Source organism: Bradyrhizobium sp. CCBAU 11434 (genome assembly GCF_028128895.1).
Lineage (GTDB): Bacteria > Pseudomonadota > Alphaproteobacteria > Rhizobiales > Xanthobacteraceae > Bradyrhizobium > Bradyrhizobium zhengyangense.
In genome coordinates, this window is the sequence record NZ_LBJX01000093.1 from 101,275 (window position 1) to 116,256 (window position 14,982).

Here is a 14,982-nt window from a genome sequence, read left to right on the forward strand (position 1 = left end):
ATGACATCCTACCCCTGTTTTGCCCGACGGGTCAAATGATTTTCGCAAACGCCGAAACGCGCCATGCGGGCGTCCCGACTACTGTGCATGGGGTTGTTTTCGAGATTTTGTGCCGGGCTAGATCGAGAAGCTGGTGCCGCAGCCGCAGGACGCCGTCGCGTTGGGATTGTTGACGCGGAAGGAGGCGCCGATCAGGTCGTCGACGAAATCGACCTGCGAGCCTGCCAGGAACGGCTGCGAGGCGGAATCGACCAGCACCACCGCGTTCTCCTGCTCGATGACGAGATCGTCGTCGGTGCGGTCGCGGTCGATGTCGAACTTGTACTGGAAGCCGGAGCAGCCGCCGCCCTCGACCGAGATGCGCAGCATCGCGCCGGTGCCTTCGCCCTTGAGGATCTCCCCGATCCGGCGGGCGGCGCGGTCGCTGATGGTCACGGCAGTCGTCATTGTCGGTCTCCGATCGGCCCGCGGTCATGCCAAGTTCACTTGGTATCCCGCGTCCGGCATAGTTAAGTGCAAGGATACGCAGAATCAAATGGATAGGGACTAAATTCGTCGTGTCCGTCGGAATGGCAGCCCCCCGCGCGCCCTATGCCTGCGACCCCGAGCGCAGCCGCGGCCGGCTGGTCGCCGAGCCGCCGAGCCGGACCCGCAGCCCGTTCCGGCGGGATTGCGACCGGGTGATCCATTCGACCGCGTTCCGCCGCCTCAAATACAAGACCCAGGTCTTCGTGTTCCACGAGGGCGACCACTACCGGACCCGGCTCACCCATTCGCTGGAGGTGGCCCAGATCGCCCGCGCGCTGGCCCGTCAGCTCGGCCTGGACGAGGACCTCACCGAAACCCTGGCGCTGGCCCATGATCTCGGGCACCCGCCATTCGGCCATGCCGGCGAGCGGGCGCTGGATGCCTGCCTGAAGGATTTTGGCGGCTTCGACCACAACGCCCAGGCGCTCCGCGTCGTCGGCTCGCTGGAGCACCGCTACCCTGAATTCGACGGGCTCAACCTGACCTGGGAATCGCTCGAGGGCATCGTCAAGCACAACGGTCCGCTGACCGACCGCAGCGGCGCGCCCGTTGGCCGCTATCGCGAGCATGGCATTCCCGTCGGGATCGCCGACTACGTCAAGACCTACGATCTGGAGCTCTGGAGCTTCGCTTCGCTGGAGGCGCAGGTCGCCGCGATCGCCGACGACATCGCCTATGACGCCCACGACATCGACGACGGCCTGCGCGCCGGCCTGTTCCATCTCGACGACCTCAAGGTCATGCCGCTCACGGCCGAGATCATCGCCGAGACCTCGGCGCATTATCCCGACCTCGAGGACGTCCGGCGCGGGGCCGAGCTGGTACGTGAGTTGATCTCCCATCTGATCGGCGCGGTGTTCGCGGAGGCGCAGAAGAACATCGCTGCCGTCGGGCCGCAATCGGCCCAGGACGTCCGCCAGCAGAGCCGGGCGCTGATCGCATTCCCGCCCGAAGTCGCCGAGGAGGAGGCCGCCATCAAGCGCTTCCTCTATGGGCACATGTACCGCCACAAGCGGGTGATGCGGGTGATGGGCGAGGCGGAACAGATCCTGTTCGACCTGTTCGCGAAGTACACCTCATCGCCGGCCGACCTGCCGCCGGAATGGCTGGTGGGGGCGGAAGCGGACGACGAGGGCGACCGGGCCCGCCGGATCGGCAATTTCATTGCCGGAATGACCGACCGTTTCGCCCTGACCGAGCACCAGCGGCTCTTTGACTCGACCCCGGATTTGCGTTAGGCGGCGGCCATGCCCGACACATCCTCAAGCCCGCATCTGTTCGCCGACGTGCTCGCACGCGTGCACGCCGCCTGCCGCGCGCTCGCGGCCGAAGCCAATTGGCCCGAGGGCATCGATTTTGCGCGCGTGGTGGTCGAGCCGCCGCGCGACGCCTCCCATGGCGACATGGCGACCAACGCCGCGATGGTGCTTGCGAAAGAGGCAAAGGCAAAGCCGCGCGACCTCGCCGAGCAGATCGCCGAGAAGCTCCGCGCCGATGCGCTGATCGCCAAGGTCGACGTCGCCGGTCCCGGCTTCATCAATCTGACGCTGCAGCCCGCCGCCTGGGCCGAGGCGCTGCGCACGGTGCTGCGCGAGGGCGCTGACTACGGTCGCGTCCGCGGCGGCTCCAAGGTCAATGTCGAATATGTCTCGGCCAATCCGACCGGGCCGATGCATGTCGGCCATTGCCGCGGCGCCGTGTTCGGCGATGCGCTTGCGAGCCTGCTGCAGTTCGGCGGCCACGATGTCACCCGCGAATATTATATCAACGATGCCGGAGCCCAGGTCGACGTGCTCGCACGCTCCGCGTTCTTGCGGTATCGCGAGGCGCTCGGCCAGGATATCGGCGCGATCCCGGAAGGCCTCTATCCCGGCGACTATCTGAAGCCGGTCGGCGCGGCGCTGGCCAAGGAGCACGGCGACAAGCTGCTCGCGATGAGCGAGGCGCAATGGCTGCCGACGGTACGCGCCAAGGCGATCGCGATGATGATGGACGAGATCAAGGACGATCTCGCCGCCCTCAACATCCGCCACGACGTGTTCTTCTCGGAACGCTCGCTGATCGAGACCGGCAACAACAAGGTCGCCGAGACCATCGATTTCCTGAAGGCCAAGGGCGATATCTACGAGGGCCGCCTGCCGCCGCCGAAGGGCGCGCCGGTCGAGGACTGGGAAGACCGCGAGCAGCTGCTGTTCAAGGCGACCGCTTATGGCGACGACGTCGATCGCCCGCTGATCAAGTCGGACAATTCCTACACCTATTTCGCCTCCGACATCGCCTACCACAAGAACAAGTTCGACCGTGGTTTTGCGGAGATGATCGACGTCTGGGGCGCCGATCATGGCGGCTACATCAAGCGCATGCAGGCGGCGGTGAAGGCGACGACCTCGGGCAAGGGCTCGCTCGACGTCAAGATCGTCCAGCTCGTGAAGCTGCTGCGCAACGGCGAGCCCGTGAAAATGTCCAAGCGGAGCGGGGACTTCGTAACCTTGCGTGAGGTGGTGGATGAAGTCGGCCAGGACGCCGTCCGCTTCATGATGCTCTACCGCAAGAACGACGCGGTGCTCGACTTCGACCTCGCCAAGGTCATGGAACAGTCGCGCGACAACCCGGTGTTCTACGTCCAGTACGGCCACGCCCGCGGCCACTCGATCTTCCGCAACGCCCGGGCCGAGGTGTTCCCGGAGCTGCCGGAGGATACCGACAAACGCATTGCCTGGCTCAGTGAGTCGGCCGTGGAACGGCTGTCGGACCCCGTCGAACTCGATCTTCTTAAGCGCCTCGCAATTTATCCGAGGATGCTGGAGGCCGCCGCCGCGGCCCATGAGCCGCACCGTATTGCCTTTTATCTCTATGACTTAGCGAGCGAATTTCACGCACTTTGGACGAAGGGGCGCGATTTGCCCTATTTACGCTTCATTATCAATAATGATGCAGATCTTACAAAGGCGCGACTGGCCATGGTCCAGGGCGTCGTCTCAGTCCTGGCATCGGGCCTCGCCATCCTCGGCGTCCATGCCCCGGACGAGATGCGGTAGTTTGGGGCGAACTACTTAAGGGGAATATTTTGGGGGTACCGGCAGAAGCCGGATCGCTTAGACTTGGTTGAAAGCCTTGTGGGTCGAAAGCTGCGCCTTGGTCGAGGGGCGCGCAGCTTTCCCGAAGGGACGCATCATCACGATGGCCGATCGATATCACGACAGACCGTTTCCTTCCGATGACTATGGTCGCGGCGCAGATCAGCATGGGAAGGCGGACAGCGATCCCTTGGCCGAACTCGCGCGCCTGATCGGGCAGACCGATCCGTTCGCAGCGCAGGGCCGCCCGGGTGCGCGGCCGGCAGCGGCGCCTGCGCCGACGCAAAGCTATCAGGACGACGATTACCAGCGGGACGACCATCAGCAGGACTATGCCGAGCCCGCACCGCCGGCTCAGCCTGGGCCGCCTTCATGGATGCGCCGCGCCAACGTGCAGCCGCAGCCGGCGCCCGAACCTGACTATCCCGTTGCCGTGAATCCGATTCATCCGCTGCATCGCTATTCGGCTCAACCGGCCGCGCCCGAGCCGCAGTATCAGCAGCCGCAGCAGGCCTATCAGGATCAGGCTTACCAAGAGCAAGCCTACCATCAGGAGCCGGCCCAGCATCAAGCCTATGAAGCGCCTTACGAGCAACCTGATCCCGCGCGCTACGATGATGCGCTCTACGGGCGGCTCGAGTCGGGCGAGCAGGATTTTCAGCGTGAGCCGGCCTATCCGGACGATCCTTACGCATTCCAGAGCGACTATCCCGAGGCCGATCTCGATGAGCCCAGGAAATCGCGCGGCGGCATGATGACGGTCGCGGCGATCCTCGCGCTCGCCGTGGTCGGCACTGGCGCGGCTTTCGCCTACAAGACCTATATCGGCTCGCCCCGCAGCGGCGAGCCGCCGATCATCAAGGCCGACAACACGCCGACCAAGGTCGTGCCGGCTCCGTCGGACTCCTCGGCCAAGGTGCCGGACCGTATGGCAAGCGGCGACGGCAGTGAGAAGATCGTGCCGCGTGAGGAAGCGCCCGTCGACGTCAATGCCAAGGCGGCCGGTCCCCGGGTGGTGTTTCCGGCGCTGAACCAGAATGCCAACCCGCCTTCGGTCGCCAGCGTGTCGCCTTCGACCGCTCCGCCGCCGAGTGCTGGAGCGATCCCGAGCAACGGGACGATGCCGAACAGCGCGCCGCGCTCGATCAAGACGGTGGCTGTGAAGGGCGACCAGACAGATAGCGTCGTGCCGCAAGGCGCCGCAGCGCCGGCAGCGAAGCCGGCCGTGCCGGCGAAGCCGGTCGCGACACCGGCTGCGCCCCGCAATCCGCCAACCTCAGCCAATGCCAGCGCCAATCAGCCGCTCTCGCTGGCGCCGCAAGCCGCCCCGGCCGAGCCGCCGCAGCGCATGGCTGCGACCAATCCGACACAGATCGCGCCTGCGCCCAGCGGGGGCGGCTATGTCGTGCAGGTATCTTCGCAACAGAGCGAGGATAGCGCCGCCGCGTCCTACCGGGTGCTCCAGAGCAAATATGGTAGCGTGCTGGGCTCCCGCTCACCGGTGATCAAACGGGTCGACCTCACCGACAAGGGCAAGGGCATCGTCTACCGTGCCTTCGCCGGACCGTATGGCTCGGCTGATGAGGCGGTGCAGGCCTGCAACAATCTGAAATCGGCTGGCCTGCCGTCCTGCTTCGTCCAGAGGAATTAGCGGCCGTTTCCTTGACCCCCTCCGGGGGCAGGGTTAATCGGCCCTATGAGCACGCGGGCCTTCATTACCGGCGTATCCGGAACGGAACTGACCGCCGCTGGGCGGGCATTTGTCCGTGCCGAACGCCCATGGGACCTCATTCCCTTCAGGTTTGGCTTTGAGGTTTCGGCCCAAGTCGCGGTCAATGTTAGGGAATTGAACGCGCGGCAGTTGCTTGCGACGGATCAAGCCGGTTGCAGCATTCCCGTGGATGGCGCCGCCAAGCCGGTCCATCCGATGCCGACTTCTGCGACAATGATTGCTCAGGTGATTCGCAGCGCAATCGGGTTCCAGGGTTTGTTAATGAGTAATGACGTGCCGATGAAGACGCTGGCGGGACGCATTGGTGAGGCAAATAGCGCCATGCCGGCGGCCGGCGCGCCGCGTCACAGCAACGACAATGCGCAACTGGACGCATTGATCGCAAACACGGCATCCGCATGACCGCAGAGATTCTATCGTTTGAGACCGGCCGGCCCGCAGAGCTCGCCGAGGGCGAGCCGGCGTTGGTGGTGGACGTTGAGGGCTATGAAGGCCCGCTCGATCTGCTGCTCGCGCTGGCGCGGCAACAGAAGGTCGACCTCGCCAAGATCTCGATCCTGGCGCTGGCGGACCAGTACCTCCACTTCATCGAGGCCGCGCGAAAGATCCGCCTCGAGCTCGCCGCCGATTATCTCGTGATGGCGGCCTGGCTCGCCTTCCTGAAGTCGCGGCTGCTGCTGCCGGAGCCGCCGAGCGCGGAAGGTCCGAGCGCCGAGCAGATGGCGACTGCGCTCGCGAACCGCCTGCGCCGTCTCGAAGCCATTCGCGAAGCCGCCAACCGGCTGATGAACCGGGCGCAATTGCTGCGCGAGGTTTTCCCGCGCGGCGAGCCCGAGCAGATCGCCGAGATCAAGCATCCGAAATACACCGCGACGCTGTACGATTTGCTCACGGCTTACGCCTCGCAGCGCCAGTCGCGCGTGCTGGCGAGCGTACATCTGGCCAAGCGCACGGTGTGGTCGCTTGCCGAGGCGCGCGCCACGCTGGAGCGGCTGGTCGGCAGCATTACCGAGCAGGACGACTGGGGCGTGCTCGACGATTTCCTGATCCGTCACGTCGCAGATCCGACGCAGCGCGCGACGGTGTTCGCCTCGAGCTTCGCCGCCGCGCTTGAACTCGTGCGTGAAGGTCAGCTCGAGCTCAACCAGAAAGAGGCGTTTGCGCCCATCTATTTCCGCAAGGGGCGCGGGAAGCCGATCGTGGACGCAGTATCTTCGCCCGATGCCCCGGTCGGTTAAGTGCAAGAAGGAGAAGCTGCCATGGCAAGCCTGGCTGAAGTGCGGGTAGAAGAGGCCGAGCCGATGGAGAATGAAACCCAGGCACGTCCCGAAGAATTGCGGCTGCTGGAAGCGCTGCTTTTCGCCTCGAGCGAACCACTGGATACCGCGACGCTGGCCAAGCGTATGCCCGAGGGCGTCGACGTGAAGGCTGCACTTGAGCAGCTCCAGGCCGACTATGCCTTGCGCGGCGTCAACCTCGTGCGCGTCGCCAACAAATGGACGTTCCGCACCGCCGGCGATCTCGCCTGGCTGATGACGCGCGAGAGCACAGAGACCAAGCGCCTGTCGCGCGCGGCGATCGAGGTGCTCGCGATCATCGCCTATCACCAGCCGGTGACGCGTGCCGAGATCGAAGAGATCCGTGGCGTCGTCACCTCCAAGGGCACGCTCGACGTGCTGCTGGAGACCGGCTGGATCAAGCCGCGCGGCCGCCGCAAGACGCCCGGCCGTCCCTTGACCTTCGGAACCACCGAGGACTTCCTGTCGCAGTTCACCCTGGAACAGCTCGGCGACCTGCCGGGTCTGGAGGAGCTGAAGGGCACAGGCCTCCTGGATTCGCGCCTGCCGACCGGGTTCAGCGTACCGACGCCGTCGGATGATCCGGCGCTGCGTGAGGACGAGGATCCCTTGGAACCGGGCGACGAGCTCGATCTGGCGCTGGCGCCTGCCGTCGAGCCGGAGACGCCGCCGGAAGGTGGCAATGAGGGCGGTGAGGGTGGCGGCGAGGCGTGATCCTCCGGCCTTCTACGGGCCCCCTGCGACCGGTTAACACTAGCAAGATTACGTAGCGCCAACAGCGAATTGGCGCTGCCTTGGTCCTTGTTTTTGGGCCTTGCGAAGCCTACGTTCCGGTCAAGATCGGCCGGGTCCCGGCCATGCGCGTTTGGAGGGTTGCAGGATGGGTTCACTTAGCATTTGGCACTGGATCTTGGTGATCGCAGTGGTCCTGCTGCTGTTTGGCCGTGGCAAGATTTCGGATCTGATGGGCGACGTGGCGCAGGGCATCAAGGCCTTCAAGAAGGGCATGCAGGACGACGACAAGCCGGCTGAGAAGCAGGAGCCCTCGAAGGCCATCGAGCACAACGCCGCGCCGACCGCTGCGCGATCCGACGTCGGCAGCAAGGCCGTCTGAGCCAGGAGCACGCGAGACGCGGGAAACGGACCCGATCCTGCGCGTGAGGGATTGGGCCGATCGTGATTTCGCGTGAACGGAAGACGTCATGTTCGACATCGGCTGGAGTGAGCTGGTTCTGATCGGGGTCGTGGCCCTGGTCGCCATTGGCCCGAAAGAGCTGCCGGGCGTTTTGCGCATGGTCGGCCAGTGGATGGGCAAGGCGCGCAAGATGGCTGCCGAATTCCAGGGCCAGTTCCAGGAAGCCATGCGCGAGGCCGAGATGGCCGACCTCAAGAAGAGCTTTGACGAGGTCAAGGAAGCTGCTTCCGGCTTCACCGGCGGCGGTCTGATGACCTCGCTGCAGAAGGACGTCAGCGACGCGCTGCGCGTCGATGCGCTCGACAAGCCGGCTGAGACCACTCCGACCGCTGCCATCGAGCCACCCGCGACTTCAAGTGACGCGCCGACGACGCCAACGACACCGGAGGCTCCAACGCCGGAGACCTTCGTAGAAGCAGAGGCACATGCGGCGGTGAATGAGCCTCTCGCCATCACGCGAGAGGTCGAACCGGCTCCGGTCACCCAAGAGACCTTAAAAGAGACCGTCCAGCAGGACACCGCGCCATCCGAGGCGATCAAGGACGCCAAAGCGTCATGAGCGACGCCGAGATCGAGGCCAGCAAAGCCCCGCTGATGGACCACCTGATCGAGCTGCGGTCGCGGCTGATCAAGGCGCTGCTCGGCTTCGGCGTGGCCTTCATCTTCTGCTTCTTCTTCGCCAAGCAGATTTACAACGTGCTGGTCTGGCCGTTCGTGTGGGTCGCGGGCGCCGAGAACTCGAAATTCATCTACACCGCGCTGCTGGAATATTTCATCACCCAGCTCAAGCTCGCGCTGTTCGGTGCCGGCTTCATCTCGTTCCCGATCGTGGCGACGCAGATCTACAAGTTCGTCGCGCCCGGACTCTACAAGCACGAGAAGCAGGCCTTCCTGCCATATCTGGTCGCGACCCCGTTCTTCTTCGTGCTGGGCGCGATGCTGGTCTATTTCGTCGTGTTGCCGATGCTGGTGCGCTTCTCGCTCGGCATGCAGCAGATGGGAGGCGACGAGACCGCCCAGATCCAGCTGTTGCCCAAGGTCGGCGAATATCTCTCGCTGATGATGTCGCTGATCTTCGCCTTCGGCATCGCCTTCCAGCTCCCAGTGATCCTGACTCTGCTTGGGCGGGTCGGTATCATCACGTCAAAGATGCTGCGCGAGAAGCGCCGCTATTTCATTGTGCTGGCTTTCATCATCGCAGCCGTGCTGACGCCGCCTGATATCCTCAGCCAGTGCTCGCTGGCGATTCCGCTGCTCGCGCTCTACGAGGGCTCGATCATCTCGGTGTCGATGGTGGAGAAGAAGGCAGCTGCCTCGCAGGCGTCATCGGGCACTAACGCGTCGTCGGACGCGAATCCGGCGGAGTAGGGGCCGCACCCTCAGCGGTCATGCCCGGTCTAGTTGCGCAATTGCGCACGGGGGCGGGGCATCCAGTACGCCGCGGCCTATCGAGGAATCCTCGCCGTCTCTGGAATACTGGATCACCCGCTTTCGCGGGTGATGAGGCCTGTGCTAGGAGACGCGCCAGTGCGAACATACAACGTCGAACGTTGACTGTTTGCACGTTGATCCAGGACCACAGCCATGCACGACATCAAATCGATCCGCGATAATCCGCAAGCCTTCGACGCCGGCCTCGCCCGGCGAGGCCTGAAGCCGTTGTCGGCATCGCTGCTCGCGATCGACGAGCGACGGCGGGCCTCGATCCTCGCCTCCGAGCAGGCGCAGGCGCGGCGCAATGCTGCGTCCAAGGAAATCGGCGACGCCAAGAAAGCCAAGGACGAGGCGCGAGCTGCCAAACTGATGGCCGAGGTCGCCGAGCTCAAGACCACGATGCCTGAGCTCGAGGCCGCCGCAAAGGCTGCCGACGAAGAGCTGACCAAAGAGCTGTCTGCGATTCCGAACATTCCGTTCGATGAAGTGCCCGACGGCGTCGACGAGCACGGCAACATCCAGCACCACGTGTTCGGTGCCAAGCGCAGCTACGGCTTTGCGCCGAAGCTGCATGACGATCTCGGCACCGCGCTCGGCTACATGGATTTCGAGGCGGCAGCAAAACTCTCCGGCGCGCGCTTTGTCGTGCTGAAGAAGGGGCTCGCGCGGCTCGAGCGCGCGATCGGCCAGTTCATGCTCGACCTGCACACCACCGAGCACGGGTACACCGAGATCAATCCGCCTCTGCTCGTGCGCAACGAGGTGATGTTTGGCACCGGGCAGTTGCCGAAATTCGAAGACGATCAGTTCTGGGCGATCAAAGGCGAGCTGCTCGCTGCGCCCGATCATGAGCGGCTGAAGACCGAGCGCCTCGGCCTGATCCCGACGGCGGAAGTCTCGCTCACCAATCTCGCACGCGAGTCCATCCTCGACGAGAAGCAGTTGCCGATGCGTCTCACCGCGCTAACGCCGTGCTTCCGCGCCGAGGCGGGCGCGGCGGGGCGCGATACCCGCGGCATGATCCGCCAGCATCAGTTCACGAAGGTCGAGCTGGTCTCGATCACCACGCCCGAGACCAGCAAGGACGAGCTGGAGCGGATGCTGTCCTGCGCCGAGCAGGTGTTGCAGAAGCTCGACCTGCATTATCGCGTGATGACGCTCTGCGCAGGGGATATGGGTTTTTCGTCGCAAAAAACCTATGACATCGAGGTCTGGATGCCCGGGCAGGGCGACGGCGGCATGTTCCGCGAAATCTCGAGCTGCTCGGTCTGCGGCGACTTCCAGGCGCGGCGCATGGATGCGCGCTCGCGTGGTCCTGACGGCAAGCCGCGCTTCGTGCACACGCTGAACGGCTCCGGCACCGCTGTTGGCCGCGCGCTGATTGCTGTGATGGAGACCTATCAGCAGGAGGACGGCTCGATCGCGGTCCCCAGCGTGCTCCAGCCCTATATGGGCGGCCTGAAAGTGGTCGCGCGCGAATAGGTGCGATTGCTCGATGGCAATGGCAGAAACGTTTGGTTGCGAAGTTCGGGGCGCCGGCTATCCTGCCGGTGACCACCGAGCCCGAAACCGCCGTTCATGGCCTTGCACCGCGACATCTTCTGGATCGGCCGACAATGGGCGGTGACCGGTGCCGGCATCCAGGCCGTCGACCAGCGCTTGCGTGGTGTACTGGACATCGACATCGCACGGCTATGGGACGACGCGCTCATTCAGGGCCGCAGAGCAAAGGCCGGCGTCAATGTCGAGGATTTTGACAAGGCGGTGACGCTGGCACGGGGCCGCTATCCCCAGATGCCGGTGGCTGAGCCGCTCATCGCGCAACTCAAGACGCTCGGTGTGATTGAAACAACGCCCGTCGCGAGCCCGGTCGTGCCGGCAATGCAACTGCGTGCAGAGGGCAGGCTGGCGCGCTTCCTGCCGCAATGGCGGGTCCGCCGCTAGAGCGAACGGGGCAATTGCTGCGCTGCGGCAATGAGCGGGAATCACGGGTCAGGACTGCGCCGAAGGCGGTTTGCCTGATGTGTGATAGCCGGATAAGACGGCCTGACCCCAGCCCAGGAATCGACCACCGGCATGCGCATTCTCTGCACCAATGACGACGGCATCCATGCTCCCGGCCTCAAGGTCGTAGAGGAGATCGCACGCGCGCTGTCCGACGACGTTTGGGTGGTGGCGCCCGAGCTCGATCAGTCCGGCGTGTCGCATTCGCTGTCGCTGAACGATCCCTTGCGTCTGCGCGAGGTCGGTGAGCGGCGCTTTGCCGTGCGCGGCACGCCGACCGACTGCGTCATCATGGGCGCGCGTCATATCCTCGGTGCCAAGCTGCCCGACGTCGTGCTCTCCGGGGTCAACAAGGGGCGCAACGTTGCCGAGGACGTGGTCTATTCCGGCACCATCGCCGGTGCGCTCGAAGGCACCATTCTGGGTATCCCGTCATTCGCGCTGTCGCAGGAATTCAGCGTCGAGACGCGGGAGCGGCCGCCTTGGGACACCGCACGCAAATTCGGTCCTGATATCCTGCGCAAGGTGATCAAGGCCGGAATCCCCAGGGATACCGTCATTAACGTCAATTTCCCGTCCTGCGCGCCGGAGGACGTGCTCGGCATTCGCGTGACGCGGCAGGGCAAGCGCAATCTCGGCTTCCTCAGGATCGACGAGCGCAGGGACGGCCGCAACAATCCTTATTTCTGGATCGGCTTCGAGCGCGCGGCGATGATGGACACGCCGGCCGAAGGCACTGACCTCGCGGCGCTGCGCGAACGCTACGTCTCGGTCACCCCGCTGCGGCTCGACCGCACCAATGAAGCGTTTTCGGAAGAGCTAAGTGCGACGCTGAAGTAACAGCTAGCCGCCGCGAAGGGCGGCTTCGATGGTCTTGCCGAGCGCGTCGAGCTGAAACGGCTTTTGAAGCGCGGGCCGGTCGCGATATTGCTCCGGCAAGCCCGATGAGCCATAGCCGGTCGCGAAGATGAAGGGGCAGCCCTTGGCCTTTATGACGTCGGCGACCGGCGAGATCACCTTGCCGTTGACGTTGACGTCGAGGATGGCGATGTCGAAATCGGTCGCCTGGGCGAGCCGCATGGCCTCGGTGATGTCTCCCGCTTCGGCTGCGACCTTGTAGCCGAGCTCCTCCAGCATATCCGCGACCATCATTCGGATCATGACCTCGTCCTCGACGAGGAATACAGAGCGGCCCGAAAGCCCTGTCGCGGTCATTGTCGTTGAGTCCTTGCCCATTCCCGAAAACGTTCGCAGATAACGCGAATCGACGCAATGCGCGTTTCGGCCAACCGGCACTTGAAAATGGCCGTGGAGGCGCTTCGGCTGCGAGCCAATTTATGGTCAAACCCTAAGCCCAAAGGGCTATCATCGGTTCCTGAGCAGGAACAAGATTCTGGCCCTGGACATTGGCGCAGAAACCATCGATCCGGACCGGATGAGACGACATAAGCAGCGATGATCTCCAATCAGCCCCCGCCGGAAAAAATGATGTTTCAGCTCACGCTGAGACGTCGCGGCATCAGCGATCAGACCGTGTTGCGGACCATGGAGGAGGTGCCTCGCGAGCTCTTCGTCGAGGCCTCCGATCGTGACGGCGCCTATCGTGACAGCGCGCTGCCGATTGCCTGCGGGCAGACCATCAGCCAGCCCTTTGTCGTCGCCTACATGACCGAGCAGCTTCAGCTTCAGAAGAGCCACCGCGTGCTCGAGATCGGCGCCGGCTCCGGCTACCAGGCCGCCGTGCTGTCGAAGTTGTCGCGCGAGGTCCTGACCGTTGAGCGCTATCGCAAGCTCGCGGACGCGGCACGCGCCAGGCTCGAAAAGCTCGGCTGTCACAATGTTGAGGTGATGCTCGGCGACGGCTTGAACCTACCGCCGAACATCGGTCCGTTCGACCGCATCATCGTCACCGCCGCGGTGGAGCAGATTCCGGAGAACCTGATCGAGCGGCTCGAGGTTGGTGGCATCCTGATCGCGCCGGTCGGCCCGCACCAGGGCGTGCAGACGCTGACGCGGCTCAGCCGCAGCGAGACCGGGATCCAACGCAAGGAACTCGTGGAGGTGCGTTTCGTGCCGGCACTGCCGGGCGTGGCGCGGGAGCTGTAAAACTCCGGATCAGCAGTGCATCCAACATCTTATTGGGAGGGTTAAGCCGTTATTTACTTGGCGCGTGTTTACTTAAAACACCAGTTCTGTTGCGTACGAGTGAGTAACCATGTCTGTTGTCGCCGAGTTGCTTTACTCGCGCCGCGTACCGCAGGTCGCGGTGCTGGCGCTGATTTCCTTCAGTTTCGCAGGGTGCAGTGCCGACATGTCGTCGCGGCTGTCCCAGTCGAACTTCTCCAATCCCTTCTCCTCCGAGCAGACCGGTTCGGTGCAGCAGGCCCCGCCGCCGCAGCGAGACCTGCCGCAATATGCGCGGCCGCAGACCCAGCCGGGCTACTATCAGTCCCAGGCGCTGCCGCCGCCGGCAGTGGCTGCGCCGCAATCCTATCCCGTTGCAGCGGGTGGCGGCGTCTCTGGAGGCGGGCGGGGGCTCGGCTCCTACACGCCGCCGGCCCAGCCGCGTCTCGAAACCACCGGCACCGTGCCGCAGCGCTCCGTCGTGGCTGCGCAGCCGGCTGGCGGTACCAAGATCATCGTGGGTACCAGCGACACGCTCGATGTGCTCGCCAAGCGCTATCATGTGACGCCGCAGGCGATCCTTGCCGCCAACGGCTACAAGGGCCCGCGCGCACTTTCGCCAGGCCAGCAGATCGTCATCCCGCATCCGGGGGCTGCGGTTGCTGCACAAGTGCCGGTCACCGCGCCGGTTGCCGCGGCGCCTGCGATCGCGCCGAAGCCGGTTGCAGCCGTCGCTACTCCGCCCAGCTTCCACTTCGTCAATCACGGCGACACGCTCGCCAGCATCGCGCGCAAGAACCACATCTCCGCGGCCGAGCTTGCTCGCGCCAATGGTCTCGAGCCGTCCGCGAAGCTCAAGCTCGGCACCAAGCTGACTGTACCGGGCGCCAAGACCGCGGCGGTTGCCGCTCCGCTTGCTCCGGCGCCCGTCGGTGCGGCGCCCGTCGCGGCTGCGTTGCAGCCAGTTGCGGCCGCTCCGGCGCCTGCCACCAAGATGGCCGCTGTTGCTCAACCGGCGCAGAGCGCGCGTCTGGCCCAGGCCACCGCCAATATCGAAGAGAAGCCCGCGGCCGAGGCGCCCGCGAAGGCGGCCGAGACCACCAGCTCGTTGCCGACCTTCCGCTGGCCGGTGCGCGGCAAGGTGATCACGAGCTACGGCGCCAAGACCAACGGCAAGTCCAATGACGGCATCAATGTCGCGGTGCCCGAGGGTACGCCGGTCAAGGCGGCTGAAGACGGTGTCGTCGCCTATTCCGGCAACGAGCTGAAAGGTTACGGCAATCTGGTCCTGGTTCGGCACTCCAACGGCTACGTTACCGCATATGCCCATGCGAGTGAGCTGCTGGTGAAGCGCGGCGATACTATCAAGCGCGGTCAGGTCATTGCCAAGTCGGGTCAATCAGGGGAGGTGGCGTCGCCGCAGCTCCACTTCGAGATCCGTAAGGGATCGAGCCCGGTTGACCCGCTTCAATTCCTCAACGGGGCCTGAGGCCGACGTCGCCTCCGCAATAGAGGTGTCGTCGCCCGGCTCGACCGGGCGACCCGGTACGCCGCGGCCTCTCGATCGATCACAATCGCCACTGGAATACT

Annotated in this window: 16 protein-coding genes; 14 read left to right on the forward strand and 2 right to left on the reverse strand. The window is 64.6% G+C overall.

Annotated features, from left to right (window positions below; translation table 11 throughout):
* Nucleotides 1-117 precede the first annotated feature (117 nt).
* The gene (gene erpA / locus XI06_RS24315; protein WP_027529739.1) at nucleotides 118-447 is read right to left on the reverse strand and encodes an iron-sulfur cluster insertion protein ErpA; all 330 of its coding nucleotides are present in this window, start codon (nucleotides 445-447) and stop codon (nucleotides 118-120) included.
* Nucleotides 448-557: 110 nt separating this feature from the next.
* Here erpA and XI06_RS24320 point away from each other — a divergent pair, with 110 nt between their 5' ends.
* From XI06_RS24320 to surE, 12 genes are all read left to right on the forward strand, one after another.
* Nucleotides 558-1,766: a deoxyguanosinetriphosphate triphosphohydrolase gene (locus XI06_RS24320; RefSeq protein ID WP_237862152.1), complete on the forward strand. Its 1,209-nt coding sequence runs from the start codon at nucleotides 558-560 to the stop codon at nucleotides 1,764-1,766.
* Nucleotides 1,767-1,775: 9 nt separating this feature from the next.
* The gene (gene argS, locus XI06_RS24325; protein ID WP_237862154.1) at nucleotides 1,776-3,566 is read left to right on the forward strand and encodes an arginine--tRNA ligase; all 1,791 of its coding nucleotides are present in this window, start codon (nucleotides 1,776-1,778) and stop codon (nucleotides 3,564-3,566) included.
* A 142-nt stretch (nucleotides 3,567-3,708) separates the two neighbouring features.
* The gene (locus XI06_RS24330; RefSeq protein WP_237862156.1) at nucleotides 3,709-5,256 is read left to right on the forward strand and encodes an SPOR domain-containing protein; all 1,548 of its coding nucleotides are present in this window, start codon (nucleotides 3,709-3,711) and stop codon (nucleotides 5,254-5,256) included.
* A gap of 45 nt (nucleotides 5,257-5,301) precedes the next feature.
* Nucleotides 5,302-5,739, forward strand: coding sequence for a hypothetical protein (locus XI06_RS24335; RefSeq protein ID WP_237862158.1), 438 nt, complete (start codon nucleotides 5,302-5,304; stop codon nucleotides 5,737-5,739).
* A complete protein-coding gene (locus tag XI06_RS24340; RefSeq protein WP_237862159.1) occupies nucleotides 5,736-6,575 on the forward strand; it encodes a segregation and condensation protein A in 840 nt (279 codons plus the stop codon). Before XI06_RS24335 ends, XI06_RS24340 begins: the two co-directional genes overlap by 4 nt.
* Nucleotides 6,576-6,596: 21 nt before the next feature.
* Nucleotides 6,597-7,349, forward strand: coding sequence for an SMC-Scp complex subunit ScpB (gene scpB, locus XI06_RS24345; RefSeq protein ID WP_237862161.1), 753 nt, complete (start codon nucleotides 6,597-6,599; stop codon nucleotides 7,347-7,349).
* A 166-nt stretch (nucleotides 7,350-7,515) separates the two neighbouring features.
* The gene (locus tag XI06_RS24350) at nucleotides 7,516-7,749 is read left to right on the forward strand and encodes a twin-arginine translocase TatA/TatE family subunit (RefSeq protein ID WP_237862163.1); all 234 of its coding nucleotides are present in this window, start codon (nucleotides 7,516-7,518) and stop codon (nucleotides 7,747-7,749) included.
* A gap of 88 nt (nucleotides 7,750-7,837) precedes the next feature.
* Nucleotides 7,838-8,389, forward strand: coding sequence for a Sec-independent protein translocase protein TatB (gene tatB, locus XI06_RS24355; RefSeq protein WP_237862165.1), 552 nt, complete (start codon nucleotides 7,838-7,840; stop codon nucleotides 8,387-8,389).
* Nucleotides 8,386-9,198 carry a twin-arginine translocase subunit TatC gene (tatC, locus tag XI06_RS24360; RefSeq protein WP_237862167.1) on the forward strand — a complete coding sequence of 271 codons (813 nt, stop codon included), beginning with the start codon at nucleotides 8,386-8,388 and terminating at the stop codon, nucleotides 9,196-9,198. Before tatB ends, tatC begins: the two co-directional genes overlap by 4 nt.
* A 216-nt stretch (nucleotides 9,199-9,414) precedes the next feature.
* Complete coding sequence (gene serS, locus XI06_RS24365; protein WP_237862169.1) at nucleotides 9,415-10,746, forward strand: serine--tRNA ligase; 1,332 nt, start codon at nucleotides 9,415-9,417, stop codon at nucleotides 10,744-10,746.
* A gap of 96 nt (nucleotides 10,747-10,842) precedes the next feature.
* On the forward strand, nucleotides 10,843-11,208 hold the full coding sequence (locus tag XI06_RS24370; RefSeq protein ID WP_237862171.1) for a hypothetical protein: 366 nt from the start codon (nucleotides 10,843-10,845) through the stop codon (nucleotides 11,206-11,208).
* Between the two features lie 132 nt (nucleotides 11,209-11,340).
* Nucleotides 11,341-12,108, forward strand: a complete 768-nt coding sequence (gene surE / locus XI06_RS24375) for a 5'/3'-nucleotidase SurE (RefSeq protein ID WP_237862173.1) — start codon at nucleotides 11,341-11,343, stop codon at nucleotides 12,106-12,108.
* A gap of 3 nt (nucleotides 12,109-12,111) precedes the next feature.
* On the opposite strand, the gene XI06_RS24380 is transcribed toward surE, so the two are convergent.
* The gene (locus XI06_RS24380) at nucleotides 12,112-12,483 is read right to left on the reverse strand and encodes a response regulator (RefSeq protein WP_237862175.1); all 372 of its coding nucleotides are present in this window, start codon (nucleotides 12,481-12,483) and stop codon (nucleotides 12,112-12,114) included.
* 240 nt (nucleotides 12,484-12,723) lie between these two features.
* On the opposite strand from XI06_RS24380, the gene XI06_RS24385 reads away from it, so the two are divergent.
* Nucleotides 12,724-13,374, forward strand: a complete 651-nt coding sequence (locus XI06_RS24385) for a protein-L-isoaspartate(D-aspartate) O-methyltransferase (protein ID WP_237862177.1) — start codon at nucleotides 12,724-12,726, stop codon at nucleotides 13,372-13,374.
* A gap of 109 nt (nucleotides 13,375-13,483) precedes the next feature.
* Nucleotides 13,484-14,881, forward strand: coding sequence for a LysM peptidoglycan-binding domain-containing M23 family metallopeptidase (locus XI06_RS24390; protein ID WP_237862179.1), 1,398 nt, complete (start codon nucleotides 13,484-13,486; stop codon nucleotides 14,879-14,881).
* Nucleotides 14,882-14,982: the final 101 nt, after the last annotated feature.

What these genes read in the sequence shown, in the direction of transcription:
- scpB (WP_237862161.1), top strand. Translation starts at nt 6,597, where the DNA reads ATGGCAAGCCTGGCTGAAGTGCGGGTAGAAGAGGCCGAGCCGATGGAG.
- argS (WP_237862154.1), top strand. Translation starts at nt 1,776, where the DNA reads ATGCCCGACACATCCTCAAGCCCGCATCTGTTCGCCGACGTGCTCGCA.
- erpA (WP_027529739.1), bottom strand. Translation starts at nt 447, where the DNA reads ATGACGACTGCCGTGACCATCAGCGACCGCGCCGCCCGCCGGATCGGG.
- XI06_RS24390 (WP_237862179.1), top strand. Translation starts at nt 13,484, where the DNA reads ATGTCTGTTGTCGCCGAGTTGCTTTACTCGCGCCGCGTACCGCAGGTC.
- tatB (WP_237862165.1), top strand. Translation starts at nt 7,838, where the DNA reads ATGTTCGACATCGGCTGGAGTGAGCTGGTTCTGATCGGGGTCGTGGCC.
- tatC (WP_237862167.1), top strand. Translation starts at nt 8,386, where the DNA reads ATGAGCGACGCCGAGATCGAGGCCAGCAAAGCCCCGCTGATGGACCAC.
- XI06_RS24335 (WP_237862158.1), top strand. Translation starts at nt 5,302, where the DNA reads ATGAGCACGCGGGCCTTCATTACCGGCGTATCCGGAACGGAACTGACC.
- XI06_RS24330 (WP_237862156.1), top strand. Translation starts at nt 3,709, where the DNA reads ATGGCCGATCGATATCACGACAGACCGTTTCCTTCCGATGACTATGGT.
- XI06_RS24370 (WP_237862171.1), top strand. Translation starts at nt 10,843, where the DNA reads ATGGCCTTGCACCGCGACATCTTCTGGATCGGCCGACAATGGGCGGTG.
- XI06_RS24385 (WP_237862177.1), top strand. Translation starts at nt 12,724, where the DNA reads ATGATCTCCAATCAGCCCCCGCCGGAAAAAATGATGTTTCAGCTCACG.
- XI06_RS24350 (WP_237862163.1), top strand. Translation starts at nt 7,516, where the DNA reads ATGGGTTCACTTAGCATTTGGCACTGGATCTTGGTGATCGCAGTGGTC.
- surE (WP_237862173.1), top strand. Translation starts at nt 11,341, where the DNA reads ATGCGCATTCTCTGCACCAATGACGACGGCATCCATGCTCCCGGCCTC.
- XI06_RS24340 (WP_237862159.1), top strand. Translation starts at nt 5,736, where the DNA reads ATGACCGCAGAGATTCTATCGTTTGAGACCGGCCGGCCCGCAGAGCTC.
- XI06_RS24380 (WP_237862175.1), bottom strand. Translation starts at nt 12,483, where the DNA reads ATGACCGCGACAGGGCTTTCGGGCCGCTCTGTATTCCTCGTCGAGGAC.
- serS (WP_237862169.1), top strand. Translation starts at nt 9,415, where the DNA reads ATGCACGACATCAAATCGATCCGCGATAATCCGCAAGCCTTCGACGCC.